This is a genomic window from Rhodococcus sp. NPDC059968 (assembly GCF_042738615.1).
GTDB lineage: Bacteria > Actinomycetota > Actinomycetes > Mycobacteriales > Mycobacteriaceae > Rhodococcus_F.
Genome location: NZ_JBHWUE010000001.1, coordinates 276,566 through 290,467 on the forward strand (window position 1 = coordinate 276,566; position 13,902 = coordinate 290,467).

Annotated in this window: 12 protein-coding genes; 9 read left to right on the plus strand and 3 right to left on the minus strand. The window is 67.4% G+C overall.

The features are described 5' to 3' along the window. The 7 genes from ACFWAY_RS01320 (at position 1) to ACFWAY_RS01350 (ending at position 7,530) form a co-directional block, all read left to right on the plus strand. The gene (locus ACFWAY_RS01320; protein ID WP_378450997.1) at positions 1-1,056 is read left to right on the plus strand and encodes an MCE family protein; all 1,056 of its coding nucleotides are present in this window, start codon (positions 1-3) and stop codon (positions 1,054-1,056) included. Further along, positions 1,053-2,345 (plus strand): MCE family protein, encoded by a 1,293-nt coding sequence (locus ACFWAY_RS01325; protein WP_378509602.1) that lies wholly within the window; start codon positions 1,053-1,055, stop codon positions 2,343-2,345. Before ACFWAY_RS01320 ends, ACFWAY_RS01325 begins: the two co-directional genes overlap by 4 nt. Then, positions 2,342-3,568 (plus strand): MCE family protein, encoded by a 1,227-nt coding sequence (locus ACFWAY_RS01330; protein ID WP_378509603.1) that lies wholly within the window; start codon positions 2,342-2,344, stop codon positions 3,566-3,568. The genes ACFWAY_RS01325 and ACFWAY_RS01330 overlap by 4 nt, the downstream gene beginning before the upstream one ends. Continuing rightward, complete coding sequence (locus ACFWAY_RS01335) at positions 3,565-4,980, plus strand: MCE family protein (protein ID WP_378509604.1); 1,416 nt, start codon at positions 3,565-3,567, stop codon at positions 4,978-4,980. Before ACFWAY_RS01330 ends, ACFWAY_RS01335 begins: the two co-directional genes overlap by 4 nt. Further along, positions 4,977-5,720, plus strand: coding sequence for a hypothetical protein (locus ACFWAY_RS01340; protein ID WP_378509605.1), 744 nt, complete (start codon positions 4,977-4,979; stop codon positions 5,718-5,720). The genes ACFWAY_RS01335 and ACFWAY_RS01340 overlap by 4 nt, the downstream gene beginning before the upstream one ends. After that, entirely contained in the window at positions 5,717-6,235 is a 519-nt protein-coding gene (locus tag ACFWAY_RS01345) for a h domain protein (protein ID WP_378509606.1), read from the plus strand. The genes ACFWAY_RS01340 and ACFWAY_RS01345 overlap by 4 nt, the downstream gene beginning before the upstream one ends. A gap of 284 nt (positions 6,236-6,519) precedes the next feature. Continuing rightward, on the plus strand, positions 6,520-7,530 hold the full coding sequence (locus ACFWAY_RS01350; protein WP_378509607.1) for an NAD-dependent epimerase/dehydratase family protein: 1,011 nt from the start codon (positions 6,520-6,522) through the stop codon (positions 7,528-7,530). Here ACFWAY_RS01350 and ACFWAY_RS01355 read toward each other — a convergent pair. Both ACFWAY_RS01355 and ACFWAY_RS01360 read right to left on the minus strand, forming a co-directional pair. Continuing rightward, a complete protein-coding gene (locus ACFWAY_RS01355) occupies positions 7,500-9,038 on the minus strand; it encodes a trehalose-6-phosphate synthase (protein WP_378509608.1) in 1,539 nt (512 codons plus the stop codon). The two genes, ACFWAY_RS01350 and ACFWAY_RS01355, sit on opposite strands and share 31 nt — an antisense overlap. 33 nt (positions 9,039-9,071) lie before the next feature. Then, the gene (locus ACFWAY_RS01360; protein ID WP_005262874.1) at positions 9,072-9,245 is read right to left on the minus strand and encodes a hypothetical protein; all 174 of its coding nucleotides are present in this window, start codon (positions 9,243-9,245) and stop codon (positions 9,072-9,074) included. A 167-nt stretch (positions 9,246-9,412) separates the two neighbouring features. Here ACFWAY_RS01360 and ACFWAY_RS01365 point away from each other — a divergent pair, with 167 nt between their 5' ends. Continuing rightward, positions 9,413-11,116 carry an ABC transporter ATP-binding protein gene (locus ACFWAY_RS01365; protein WP_378509609.1) on the plus strand — a complete coding sequence of 568 codons (1,704 nt, stop codon included), beginning with the start codon at positions 9,413-9,415 and terminating at the stop codon, positions 11,114-11,116. Continuing rightward, positions 11,113-12,861: an ABC transporter ATP-binding protein gene (locus tag ACFWAY_RS01370; protein ID WP_378509610.1), complete on the plus strand. Its 1,749-nt coding sequence runs from the start codon at positions 11,113-11,115 to the stop codon at positions 12,859-12,861. Before ACFWAY_RS01365 ends, ACFWAY_RS01370 begins: the two co-directional genes overlap by 4 nt. A gap of 4 nt (positions 12,862-12,865) precedes the next feature. On the opposite strand, the gene ACFWAY_RS01375 is transcribed toward ACFWAY_RS01370, so the two are convergent. Further along, a complete protein-coding gene (locus ACFWAY_RS01375; protein ID WP_016883993.1) occupies positions 12,866-13,801 on the minus strand; it encodes a methionyl-tRNA formyltransferase in 936 nt (311 codons plus the stop codon). Positions 13,802-13,902: the final 101 nt, after the last annotated feature.

Below are 13,902 nucleotides of genomic sequence, written 5' to 3' on the forward strand. Positions count from 1 at the left end.
ATGAAGCGCGAACGTAATCCCGTGCAGGTGGGAATCATCGGCGTCGCCATCGCGAGCATGATCGTGATCGCGACCCTGCAATACGATCAGCTGCAATTCCTTTCGGGCGGAACGCAGTACTCCGCCTACTTCGAGGACGCGGGCGGTTTGATGACCGGCGACACGGTGACCCTCGCCGGCGTCGACGTCGGGAAGGTCGCCGAGGTCGAACTCGACGAGCAGCACGTGCTCGTCACGTTCACGATCCAGGACGGCATCGCCCTGGGCGATGCCACCGAAGCGAACATCAAGACCAACACCGTTCTCGGGCGCAAATCGCTGGCCGTCACCCCGCTCGGGCACGACACGATGCAGGTGGGGTCGACGATTCCGTTGGAGCGCACCAACTCTCCGTACTCTCTCAACGACGCGCTCGGCGATCTGTCGACCACCGTGTCCGAACTCGACACCGACGAGGTCAACAACGCGTTGAACGCGATGTCCGGCGCTCTCGAGAACACACCGCCCGAGTTGCGCACCGCGCTGGACGGCCTGACCCGGTTGTCGGAGAGCATCAATTCGCGGGACGAGACGCTGAGACAGCTGCTTTCGCGTGCCGAGAACGTGACCGGAATCCTCGCCGAGCGCAGCGGGCAGATCAACTCGCTGATCGTCGACGGGAACCAGCTGTTCGGCGAGCTCGACCGCCGCCGCACGGCGATCAGCCAGCTGATCGTGAATATCTCCGCGGTGTCCCGGCAGCTCACGGGACTGGTCCAGGACAACGAGGAGCAGATGAAACCGACGCTCGACAAGCTGAACTCGGTGGTCGACATCCTGCAGCGGAACAAGGACAACATCTCGCAGGCACTCGACGGCCTCGCGCCGTACGCCACTCAGCTCGGCGAGTCGGTCGGTAGCGGCCCGTTCTTCATGGCGTACGTCTACAACATCGGCATCGGCAACCTGTTCCAGGGGCTCAGCGACGCGGTGACGTGGCCGGAGCATCTGCCCAACGACCTCCAGGCCTACCTGCAGACAGGTCCGTCCATCGAGCTGAGGGAACCGCCGCGATGACGACGAACCCGGAAATCACCAACACGCGGAAGAAGTGGGTGATCCGCGGCGGCGTCGCCGCGGTCGTGGTGGTGCTGATCGTCGGCGCCGCAGTGATGTTCGTGCCCAAACTCTTCCAGAACACGATCACCGCCTACTTCCCGGCGACCACGGGGCTGTATTCGGGCGACGACGTCCGCGTCCTCGGTGTGAAGGTGGGGACGATCGATTCGATCGAGCCCGGCGCCGACTTCGCGCGGGTCACGATGAACGTGCGGAAGAGCGTCGAGATTCCGGCCGACGCGAAGGCCGTCATCGTCGCACCAAGCCTGGTGTCGGGACGGTTCGTCCAGCTGACACCCGTGTACGCGGGTGGGCCGACGATGGGCGACGGCGAGAGCATCCCGGTGACGCGCACCGCCGTGCCGGTGGAGTGGGACGAGATCAAGACCGAGCTGAACAAGCTGTCGGAGGCGCTCGGACCGCAGGGCGCCGACCCGCAGGGCTCACTCGGCACGTTCATCGACACCGCCGCCGACAATCTCGACGGCAACGGAGAGTCGTTGCGGAACACGCTGCGGGAACTGTCGGAGACCATGCGGACCCTGTCCGACGGCCGGACCGACCTTTTCTCGACAATCCGCAACCTGCAGACGTTCGTGGCGGCACTGTCGTCGAGTAACGAGCAGATCGTCCAGTTCGAGGGCCGGCTCGCGTCGGTGTCGAACATGCTCGCCACCAACTCGGACGAACTCGGGACGGCGCTGAACGATCTCGACCTCGCCCTCGGCGACGTCAACCGGTTCGTGGTGGAGAACCGGGCCAGTCTCAGCGAACAGGTCGGCCGGCTGGCCGACGCCACCCAGGTGCTCGCCGACAAGAGGCCGCAGATCGAGCAGGTTCTCCACGTGGCGCCCACCGCGCTGGCCAACTTCAGCAACATCTACAAACCGGCGCAGGGCTCACTCGTCGGTGCCATCGCCATGTCGAACTTCGGCAATCCCGTGAACTTCATGTGCGGTGCCATCCAGAGCCTGCAGGCCAACGAGGCGAACCGAAGTGCGGATCTGTGCACCCAGTACCTGTCGCCGGTCCTGAACTCGCTGACGATGAACTACCTGCCCATCCTCACCAACCCGACGACGGGTGTGAATGCGTTCCCGGACCAGATCGAGTACACCCCGCCGAGTCTCGAGGGTTCCGTTCCGCCGCGGTCCGCGCCTCCCGTGACCGGGACCCTCGCCGGGATGCCCACGGTGGACGTGCCCAGAAACCTGAACGATCTGCTGCAGCCGGGAGGTGGGCGATGACGAAGCGCACAGTGCGTCGCGGCGGCATCGCGGCCGTGGCGATCACGCTGTCCCTGACACTGACCGGGTGCGAGTGGGAAGGGTTGAACTCGCTCCCGCTGCCCGGCACCGAGGGACAGGGCGACGACGCCTACACGGTGGAGATCCAAATGCCCAATGTGACGACGCTCTCCCAGAATTCGCCGGTCCGGGTGAACGACGTGACCGTGGGATCGGTGACCGGAATCGAGGTGCAGGACTGGCATGCACTGGTCACCGTCTCGATCAACGGCGACGTCCAGCTGCCTGCCAACGCGACTGCCAAGATCGGCCAGACCAGCCTTCTCGGCTCGCAGCACCTCGAACTGGCTCCGCCGGCCGACGCCGAGCCCGAAGGCACGCTCGAGGACGGCGACGTCATCCCCATCGAGCGGGCGGGCGCCTACCCGACCACCGAGCAGACGCTGTCGTCGTTGTCGGTGGTACTCAACGGTGGCGGCATCGCCCAGGTCCGCGACATCACCCAGGAACTCAACGCCGCGCTCGGCGGCCGGGAGGACTCGATCCGGGACCTTCTCCCGCAGCTCGATCAGCTCGTCACGAGCCTCGACCAGCAGCGCGGAGACATCATCGGTGCGATGGAGGGGCTCGACCGGTTGTCGGGCACCGTGAACGAGCAGAAGCCCACCCTCGACGCGGCACTGGACGGCATCCCGCCCGCGCTGGACGTGCTCGTCGCCCAGCGTCAGAACCTCACCACCGCACTGGTCGAGGTGGGCAAGCTCAGCGACACCGCGAGCCGTCTCGTGGAGAGCAGTGGCGAAGAGCTGAAGGCGAATCTCCGCAACCTCACCCCGGTGCTGCGCGAGCTCGCCAACTCCGGTAGCGCACTGACCGAGGTGCTGACCCTGATGCTCACGTACCCCTTCCCGATGAAGACGATGGACAAGGCGATTCAGGGTGACTACGCGAACCTCATGATGACGATCGACCTGACCAATGCACGCGTCGACAACAACTTCCTGACCGGAACCGGCCTCGGGGGATCGCTCGGCGGCGTCGAGGGCGCTGTGGGATCGCTCGCCGGGGTGGCCGGGCAGTCCGGCGATCCGCTGCAGGCACCCCTGCAACCGGCTCCGAAGCCGGCACCCGCACCGCCGGTGATTTCGGGCCTTCCACAGATACCCGGTCTGCCGCAGATACCGGGCCTTCCGCCGCAACTGGGAGGGGCGCCGACACCATGAGAATGACGAGATTCGTTCGCATTCAGCTGATCATCTTCTCGATTCTCACCGTCATCGGGCTTCTGGTGATGTCGATCCAGTACGTCAAGGTGCCGGTGCTGTTCGGCGTCGGGCGCTACGAGGTCAGTGTCCGGTTGCCGTCCACCGGTGGGCTCTACTCCCACGCCAATGTCGCCTACCGCGGCACCAACATCGGTGTCGTCGAGAACGTGACGCTCACCGGCGACGGTGTGGAAGCGAAGATGTCGCTCGACAGCGACTACAAGATACCGGCCGACGTCGACGCGGCAGTCAAGAGCGTGTCGGCGGTCGGCGAGCAGTACGTCGATCTGATTCCCCGGGACGGCGCCGCCGAGGCCGACGGACCGTACCTCGCGAACGGCGACGTGATCCCGTTGGATCGGGCCACCATTCCGCAGGACGTCGGCGAGATGCTCGACCAGGCCGACGAACTGCTCGCCAGCATTTCGGACACCAGGCTGCAGACGGTGATCGACGAGGCGTTCACGGCATTCAACGGATCCGGGCCCGACCTGCAGCGGCTCATCGACTCGGCCCGGTTGTTCGTCGAGGAGGCCGACGCGAACAGCGACGCGACGAAGGCCCTGATCGACCAGGTCGGCCCACTACTCGACACCCAGACGGTCAGCAGCGACGCCATCCGGTCGTGGACCCAGGACCTGGTGACGTTCACCGACCAGTTGCGGGCGAGCGACCCGAGCCTGCGGTCGGTGCTGGAGAAGGGCCCAGGGACGGCACAGGAGGCCACCCAGCTGTTCCAGGACCTGCAGCCGACGCTGCCGATCCTGCTGCGGAATCTGGTGAGCGTCGGCCAGGTCGGGGTGATCTACAACAAGAGCATCGAGCAGGTTCTGGTCATCTACCCGCCCCTCACCGCGGCGCTCGTGACGGCGGCGACGGGCGGGCCGGTGGAGGACGGCGCGATCGTCGACTTCGCCCTGCAATTGCACGACCCGCCGGCGTGCACGACGGGATTCCTGCCCCCGGAGCAACGCCGGTCTGGAGATCAGACCGACCCCATTGCGACACCGAACGACCTGTACTGCAAGGCCGCTCCGGACGACCCGTCCGTGGTGCGTGGCGCGCGGAACCTGCCGTGTATGGAGTTCCCGGGACGTCGCGCACCGACGGTCGAGGGGTGCCGCGAGGGCTGGGAGGCGTCGGGCAACAACCCGCCGTACGGGCCGATCATGCCGCCGGATGTACCCTCGTACACAGCCGTTCCGAGTTCCTACGAAGGCGCCGCGGGTGCACCGGTTGCGGCCGTGCCCTACGACCCGGCCACCGGTAGCTTCATTGGTTCGGATGGAAAGATGTACACCCAACCGGATCTGGCGGTGCAGGGAAAGGACTCGACGTGGCAGACGATGATGACAGGTCAGCAGATTTGAGTTCCAGCACAGACGAGCGCGCAACCGACTCCGCGGAGCAGGCGACCGAACAGTCACCCGCGGCGAAGGATCGGAGCAGGCGAAGGGCCGTCCGGCACGCTGGCCCGCCGGTGGGGGAGACCGAGGCACCGAAGCCGGTGGTCCTCGCCAAGCCTGGGGACGCGAAAGCCGAGCCCGAGGAAGCGAAGGTCTCGACGACGAAGGCCCCGGCCCAGGAAGCTCCGGCGCTCGACGCGCCGAAGCAGCGTCGTCCACTGAAGTCGTTGCTCGCGTGGGGCGTTACCGCGGTGGTCGTCGTCGCACTGGTCGTCGCGGCGGTGGTCCTGTTGCTCGACCAACGGTCCGCACGCGAACGGGACGATCGCCGTCAGGCCTTCGTCGACACGGCCCGGCAGACGGTGCTCAACCTGACAACCATCCATCCCGAGACCGCGAAGGAAGACGTCGACCGGATCATCGCCGGCGCGTCGGGTCAATTCCTCGAAGAGTTCCAGGGCCGAGAGGATCCGTTCGTCGGCGTCGTGCGGGACGCGAATGTGACCACCGAGGGCCAGGTCATCGAGGCCGGTGTCGAGAACGGGAGCGAGACCCCGATCTCGGCGAACGTTCTGGTGGCCGCGCGGACGATGGTGAGCAGCAAGGAACAGCCGGAACCCTCACCGCGCGACTTCCGTATGCGAGTGACCGTCAGCGACGTCGACGGCAAGTTGACCGCATCGAAGGTGGAGTTCGTCCCATGAGCGACAACAACGAAGACAAGCGAAAGTTCGCCGTCACCAAGCAGGCAGCGCTGAAGATCGCGGCCGCGGTGGTGGTGGTCGCCCTCGCCGTCGGGGTGGGTTTCCTGTGGTACGACCACCGGCAGGATCAACTGTCGGAGCAGGCGCGCACCGAGGCAGTCGACGCCGCGGGCAAGCAGGCCGTCGCGATGCTGGCGTACGACTTCGCCGACGTGGACAGCCAGTTGGCGGCTGCCGCAGACGGACTCACCGGCTCGTTCCGCGACGACTACACCACGCTCGTGCAGGAAACCATCGCGCCGGGCGCCAAGGAGAAGCAACTCACCGTGCAGGTGTCGGTACAGGCCGCCGCGCCCGTGTCGACCACACCCGACGAGGCGGTGGTTCTGCTGTACCTCAACCAGACGACGACGAGCGCCGACGCCCCCGACGCCAGAACGTCGGGCAGCCGCGTGCGGGTGTCGCTGCAGAAGGTCGACGACCGCTGGCTCGTCGATCAGCTGACCCCGGTGTAGCGGTGCCGGACCCCACGCCGACCGTGGCGGAACTGATTGCTGCCGTGGGGCGTTCACCGTCCGCTGTCGCGGTGCACGACACGTCGTGTGCGGATGTCGGGTGTCGTGGGTGTGGCCCTCTGGACTTCGCGCACGATCCCACGAGATCTCACGAGCGCGAATGTTCGTCGAGGCAGCCACCCCCTTCACAAAATGAAACAAGTTCTAGTACTGTCGGGATCTCCTGGCCGATTGCCGACGCACGATGCTGCGCCGCGGGGCCACAACCGAACGGGGAGTCGTCGATGATGGTTGCAGTAACCGGCGCCGCGGGATTCGTGGGCAACAATCTGCTGAATCTGTTGGTCGAGGCGGGGCACGAGGTGACCGCAATCGACCGCGTGCGTTCCCGGTACGCACCAGAATACGGGGTCACGTGGGTGAACGCCGACGTACTCGACGTCGAATCCATGAAGCGGGCGCTGGACGGCGCCGAGGTGGTCTACCACCTGGTCGCGATGATCACCCTCGCCCAGAAGGACGACCTGGCCTGGACCGTCAACACCAAGGGCGTTCGTACCGTCGCCGAAGCTGCTCTCGCGGTGGGTGTTCGGCGAATGGTGCACTGCAGTTCCGTGCATTCCTTCGATCAGAGCAGTTGCGGCGGAACGCTCGACGAGAACTCGCCCCGGTCCGTCGACGCGTCGATCCCGGTGTACGACAGGTCCAAATGGGCGGGCGAGATCGAACTTCGCGAAGTGGTCGAGGCGGGGCTCGATGCGGTGATCTGCAATCCCACCGGGGTGTACGGGCCCGTCGACTACGGACTGTCGCGGGTGAACGCGTTGCTGCGCAACGCCGCTCGCGGCCGCGTTCCCGCTGCGGTGCAGGGCGGGTTCGACTTCGTCGACGTCCGCGACGTCGCCGCCGGACTGATCGCCGCCGGGGAGAAGGGCCGGACCGGTGAGAACTACCTGATCTCGGGGCACATGCTGGGCATGCACGATGCCGTGAGGAGGGCTGCGCGTGCGGCGGGTCGTCGGGGGCCGCTGTACTCGTTCCCACTCAGTGTCATCGAACGCGTGCTGCCGATCGCCGAACCGATCGGGACCCGGTTCGGCTCCGACGTCTTGTCGCGGTCGGCGATGTCGGCGCTGCTCGCGGCGCCCGTCATCGACGGCAGCAAGGCGCGGTCCGAACTCGGCTACGTTCCGCGTCCCGCCGACGAGACGATCCGCGACTTCGTCGGCTTCCTGGTGACGTCCGGTCAACTGAGCCGGAGAGGTCAGTTCTCCCCGGTCGCGTCCTCGTTGTAGTCGGACTCGGAAGCCTCGGCGGGAGCGATCAGCGCTGGGCCGGCGGCGCCGCCGTGAGCAAGGGCGTCGAGGAATGACCTGGCCCACCGGTCGACGTCGTGTGCGAGGACCTGCCTGCGCAGGGCCCGCATGTGGCGTCGCCCGTCCTCCTTCGGCTGGTTGAGGGCCTGCTCCATCGCGTCCTTGACGCTGTCGAGATCGTGCGGATTGCAGAGGAACGCCTGACGCAGTTCGGCGGCCGCGCCGGTGAACTCGCTGAGCAGCAGCGCGCCGCCGAGATCACTGCGGCAGGCCACGTACTCCTTGGCGACGAGGTTCATGCCGTCACGCAGCGGAGTCACCAGCATCACGTCGGCGGCGACGAAGAAGGCGATCAGCTCCTCGCGGGGGATCGGCCGGTGCAGGTAATGCACCACGGGCCGGCCGACCTCGCTGTACTCGCCGTTGATCCGCGACACCTTGCGTTCGATGTCGTCGCGCATCTGCACGTAGCTGTCGACCCGCTCGCGGCTCGGCGTGGCCAGCTGCACCATCACCGTGTCGGCGGGATCGATGCGCTTCTCGTCGAGAAGTTCGTGCAGCGCGGCGAGGCGGACGTCGATGCCCTTCGTGTAATCGAGGCGGTCGACGCCGAGCATGATGTGTTTGGGATTGCCCAGTTCCTTGCGGATCTTCTTGGCGCGGTCCCGGATCGACTTGGACCGGGACTGTTCGTCCAGCTGCCCCGAGTCGATGGAAATCGGAAAGGCGCCGACGCGCACCGTGCGGAACCCCACCTGTACGACGCCCAGCTTGGAGCGGACACCCACGTTGCCGCGGGACGTCTGTTGACCGGCGAGTTTGCGGGCCAGGTAGAGGAAGTTCTGTGCACCGCCCGGGAGGTGGAACCCGATCAGGTCGGCGCCCAGCAGACCCTCGATGATCTCGGTGCGCCACGGCATCTGCATGAACAGTTCCACCGGCGGGAACGGAATGTGCAGGAAGAACCCGATGGTGAGGTCGGGGCGGAGCATGCGCAGCATCTTCGGAACGAGCTGCAGCTGATAGTCCTGGATCCACACCGTGGCGCCGTGCGCGGCCGCCTTCGACGTGGCCTCCGCGAAGCGCCGGTTGACCTCGACGTAGGCGTTCCACCAGTCGCGGTTGTACTCGGGCTTGACGATCACGTCGTGGTAGAGCGGCCAGAGGGTGGCGTTGGAGAAGCCCTCGTAGTAGTCGGCGATCTCCGCCGCGCTCAGCGGAACGGGGAACAGCTCGAGGTCGTCCTCCACGACTGGATCGAGCTCGGCGTCCGCGACCCCCGCCCAGCCGACCCATGCGCCCTTGTTGCGGCGCAGGATCGGCTCGAGCGCGGTGACGAGGCCACCGGGGCTGCGCTTCCAGCGCGTGGTGCCGTCCGGAAGGCGTTCGAGGTCGACGGGGAGTCGGTTCGCGACGACGACGAAGTCGGCTTGCCCGGAAACACGATCAGATGTCGAACGCGATGACGATTCCGAACTGGCAGCCACGGGCTTCCTTCGCAGTCGAAGTGGATGAAATTCTCAGTCGAGCTTGGAGGTGGGTCCGATTCCGAGCATGGAGAGCAGCATCCTGCACTCGTCGGCATCTTCGGCGTATGCAGCGACAACGCGCTGCGCCTGGCGGGCGGTCTCGTCGGCTAGGGGTTCGAGATCCTCGTCCGCGATGTCGTTTTCGGCGGTCGTCTTCGCGGCCATCTTTGTCCTCTCGGGCTTGCTGCTGCGTCACGCGCAGTAGTTCGTATCGGCGACTCTATGAGAACCGGGCATGTCAACGCTAGTTGCCCATCGATTAGGGTTCATCTAGTTAGGGTCTGCTTACTTGGTTGGTGGGTGGGGAAGCATCGGCGTTGGGAGTTACGCGCGTGAAGACTGGTGGCACCGCAATTCTGCGTCGCACGCTGGTGCGGAATCGTGTTCGGCTGGGGATCGGCACCGCACTCGTCTGCCTGCATCAGGTGGCCGAGACGCTGGTCCCGATCTCGATCGGCGTGATCGTCGACCGGGCCGTCGCGACCGGGGACGTGTTCGCTCTCTCGGTGTGGCTGTGCACCCTGGCGCTGCTGTTCCTGGTGCTCACCGCGGCGTGGCGGTTCGGTGCTCGGTTCATCGTCGTGGCGATGCAGAACGAGGCGCACCAGCTGCGGATGGAGGTGGCGCACCGCATCCTCGACCCGCGGGGAGTGCGCACCGACCTGCGCGCCGGTGAGCTGCTGTCCGTGTCGACGTCCGACGCCGACCGCGCGGCCTGGATCGCGGACATCACACCGCGCGCCGCGGCGGCCCTCACCGCGGCGATCGGATCCGCCGTCGCCCTCCTGCTGATCGACGTGCCCCTCGGCCTCGCCGTTCTGATCGGCACCCCCGTCATCCTCGGTCTCCTCCAGCTCGCGGCGCCGCTGATCACCCGCCGGGCCACCGATCAGCAGGCCGCCGTCGCGTGGGCGTCCGCCATGGCCACCGACCTCGTGAGCGGGCTCCGGCCCCTACGCGGGATCGGTGCCGAGGTGTCGGCGTCGCGGCGATACCGGACGGCCAGCCGCGAGGCGCTCGGCGCCACCCTCCACACGGCGAAGAGTTCCGCCGTGTTCGCCGGGGTGTCGATGACTGTCAGCGCCCTCCTCGCCGTCGGTGTCGCGGGTTTCGCGGGCTGGTTCGCCCTCGAGGGGCGCATCACCATCGGCGAGCTGATCACCGTCGTCGGACTGTCCCAGTTCTTCATCGAACCGCTCGGCGTCCTGGCCGGTCTGCCCGGGTTCCTCGCCCTCTCCCGCGCGTCGGCGGACCGTCTCGCCCTGGTCCTGGACGCGGAACCCCTGCTGCCCGCCGGATCCGGCCGGACACTCGACGGCAGCGAGCTCAGCCTGACCGGCGTGTCCTACCGGTCCCTGAGCGCGGTGGATCTCCGGGTCACCCCCGGCGAACTGCTCGGGGTCGTCGCATACCGCCCGCAGGACGCCGAGGCGCTGGCCGCGCTGCTGTCCGGGCAGGTTCCGCCCGACCGGTACGACGGCGAACTGACGGTGGGCGGAGTCCGCCTGTCGGACGCGGATCTCGTGCAGGCCCGCCGGGCGCTGCTCGTCGAACCGCACAACGGCGACCTGTTCTCCGGAACCGTCGCGTCGAACGTGACCGCGGGCAGGCCCGGCGCGACGGCGTCCGAGGTGCAGGCGGCGCTGTCCGCGTCCGCGGCGGTGGACGTCGTCGAAGCACACCCCGAGGGCCTCGACCACGAGGTCGCCGACCGCGGGTCCTCGCTGTCCGGCGGTCAGCGGCAGCGGGTCGCCCTCGCACGTGCACTGGTGGCGCAGTCGCCGGTGATGGTGCTGCACGATCCGACGACCGCGGTGGACGCGGTCACCGAACACACGATCGCGGGCGGCATTGCGGACCTGCGACATCGCGGCTCCGCGGATCGCCAGACGACGATCCTCATCACGAGCAGCCCCGCACTGCTGTCGGTGACCGACCGCGTCGTCGTGCTCAACGACGGAACGGTGATCGGCGAGGGCACGCACTCGCAATTGGCGACCGAGAACGCGAACTACCGTCAGGCGGTCCTGCGATGAGTGAACTGCTGCCCATCGCGAACGCACGCGACACATGGGCGTGGCTGAAGTCCGAACTGAACCGCCGCCGCGGCCGGAGTGTCTTCACTCTGCTGGTCGCCGCCGTCGCGGCGGGCATGGCGCTGGTTCCCGTCTATGTCTTCGGCGTCCTCGTCGACCGTGTGCAGGCCGGTGCGCCGCCGTCCACCATCGGGTGGGTGGTCGCGGTGATCGCGTCGGCCGCGGTGATCGGCGGCGTGTGTGCCGGGTTCGCGTCGTTCCTGATCCGCAGCCTCGGCGAGGGAATCCTGGCGGATCTGCGCGAACGCACCGTCGACCGCGCGCTCCGGCTGCCGATCCAGACGGTCGAACGCGTCGGCAAGGGCGACCTGCTGTCGCGGGTCGGCGACGACGTCGCGGTGATCGGCAAGGCCGTCACCGACGTGGTCCCCAACCTCGTCACGGCTGTCCTGCTGGTGGTGCTGAGCATGGTCACGATGCTCGGCATCGACTGGCGGCTCGGGCTCGCAGGCATGGTGGCGCTGCCGATGTATGCGCTGGCGATGCGCTGGTACCTGCCGCGGTCCGCGCCGGTGTACGCCGCCGAACGCGTCGCGATGGGGGAACGTTCGCAGGCCCTGATCAGCAGCATGCAGGGTGCCCGGACGGTGCGCGCCTACGGTCTGGAAGACAGCCATCTGGGGCAGATCAACGGCGCGTCGGAGAAGGCCCGCGACCTGTCCGTCGGCGTTTTCGCACTGTTCACCCGGTTCGCGGGGCGGGGCAACCGGGCCGAGTTCGTGGGACTCGCCACCATCCTCGCCGCCGGCTTCGCACTGGTGAACGCCGACATCGTCACCGTCGGGCAAACCACCACCGCGGCACTGCTCTTCCACCGGTTGTTCAATCCGATCGGCATGCTCATGTACACGTTCGACGAGGTGCAGTCGGCGGGCGCGAGCCTGGCGCGGCTCGTCGGCGTCGTCGACCTCGACGACGAGTCGAGCACCGGAACCCCGGCCGTTCAGGAGTCCGCGGATTCGACGCTCGAACTCGCCGACGTCCGGCACACCTACGACGGCAGCCACGAAGTGGTGCACGGCATCAGCCTGCACGTGAAGCCCGGTGAACGTGTCGCCCTCGTCGGCTCGACCGGAGCGGGCAAGACGACGGTCGCGGCGATCGCGGCCGGGTCGATCGTCCCGACGTCCGGCTCGGTGCGCATCGGCGGTACCGCGCTGCCGGATCTGGAGCCGGGTGGTCTCCGCCGCCGGGTCGCCATCGTCAGCCAGGAAGTCCACGTGTTCGCCGGACCGCTGATCGACGACCTGCGGCTCGCCGCACCCGACGCCTCCGATGAGGATGCGGCGATGGCATTGAAAGCCGTCGGCGCCGACGGCTGGGTGAGCGCACTGGACGACGGCGTTCAGACCGTGGTCGGGGAGGGCGGTCACGAGCTGACCGCCGCCCAGGCGCAGCAGTTGGCTCTGGCGCGACTCGTCCTCGCGAACCCGGCGGTCGCGATCCTGGACGAGGCGACGGCCGAAGCCGGCAGCGCGGGTGCCCGGGAACTCGAGGCCTCGGCCGAGGCGGCGACCCGTGGTCGCACGACGCTGGTGGTTGCCCACCGGTTGACACAGGCGGCCGCGGCAGACCGGGTCGTCGTCCTCGAACACGGCCGGATCGTCGAGCAGGGCCCACATGCGGATCTCGTCGCCGCCGGCGGTCGCTACGCCGAACTCTGGTCGGCGTGGGAGGGGCGGTAGGGCGTCAGCTGAGGTAGCCGCCGCCGTGGGGGAAGAATTCGGTGCCGGCGAGTTCGGTGCCGTCGTCGAGCCGGACGCGCTGGATCTTGAGGCCCTTGTTCCGACCCGTGCGGGCGTCGGGTCCGGCGACGATGACCATTCCGTCGCCTTCGTGGATGAAGACACGCCCGGGCGTTCCACCGTAATTTCCTTCGGATACGGCGGCCTTCAGTACCCGGACACGCTGTCCCTTGTAATGGGTGAAGGCGTTCGGATACGGGTCGGACTGCGCGCGGACGAGCCGTTCGATCGCGTCGGCGGGCCACGTCCAGTCGATGAGGCTGTCCTCGGGGGCACGCTTGTGGAAGAACGTGGCCTGCGAGCGGTCCTGCGGCGTCCAGTCCGTGCGACCGGACGCGATCAGCTCGAGTGCGTCGAGGGTGATCGGGCCGATCATGTCGACGGTGCGGTGGAACAGATCGGTGACGGTGTCCGTCGGGCCGACGGGCGTCGACCTCTGCAAAACGATGTCGCCGGCGTCGAGTTCCTCGTCCATCAGGTGCGCGGTGAGGCCTACTTCTTCTTCACCGTTGATGAGCGCCCAGATGAGCGGGGAGAATCCTGTGTACTTGGGCAGGAGCGAGTCGTGAATGTTGAGGGTGCCGTAGCGGGGAGAGTCGAAGACGTCCCGTGGCAGCCAGGTGCGCCAGTTGTTGGCGACGACGATGTCGGGGTCGGCCTGCTTCAGCGCGGCCTTGAAGTTCTCGTCCGGCTTGGTGGCGATGTGCACGGGCACCCCGTGCTCGGTGGCCAGGTCGGCGACGGAGTCCGCCCACATCTGTTCGTAGACGTGGTCGCTCTTGGGGTGGGTGATCGCGAGGACGACCTCATGGTCGGACTGGAGCAGGGCCTGCAGGGTACGGTGACCCCAGGTTTGATATCCGAGTGTGGCGACTCTCAACGCGGTCCTCCTGGACGAGCTTGTCGGTCAGCGCCGCATGCGAGCGGCAGCGAAGCCAGCTTAGGCTATCCAATCTATTTCGTTGAGACCGCCCATGGAAG

Excerpts from the sequence above, each read along its gene's own strand:
- ACFWAY_RS01360 (WP_005262874.1), bottom strand. The coding sequence starts at position 9,245 with ATGGCCGCGAAGACGACCGCCGAAAACGACATCGCGGACGAGGATCTC.
- ACFWAY_RS01330 (WP_378509603.1), top strand. The coding sequence starts at position 2,342 with ATGACGAAGCGCACAGTGCGTCGCGGCGGCATCGCGGCCGTGGCGATC.
- ACFWAY_RS01335 (WP_378509604.1), top strand. The coding sequence starts at position 3,565 with ATGAGAATGACGAGATTCGTTCGCATTCAGCTGATCATCTTCTCGATT.
- ACFWAY_RS01325 (WP_378509602.1), top strand. The coding sequence starts at position 1,053 with ATGACGACGAACCCGGAAATCACCAACACGCGGAAGAAGTGGGTGATC.
- ACFWAY_RS01350 (WP_378509607.1), top strand. The coding sequence starts at position 6,520 with ATGATGGTTGCAGTAACCGGCGCCGCGGGATTCGTGGGCAACAATCTG.
- ACFWAY_RS01320 (WP_378450997.1), top strand. The coding sequence starts at position 1 with ATGAAGCGCGAACGTAATCCCGTGCAGGTGGGAATCATCGGCGTCGCC.
- ACFWAY_RS01345 (WP_378509606.1), top strand. The coding sequence starts at position 5,717 with ATGAGCGACAACAACGAAGACAAGCGAAAGTTCGCCGTCACCAAGCAG.
- ACFWAY_RS01370 (WP_378509610.1), top strand. The coding sequence starts at position 11,113 with ATGAGTGAACTGCTGCCCATCGCGAACGCACGCGACACATGGGCGTGG.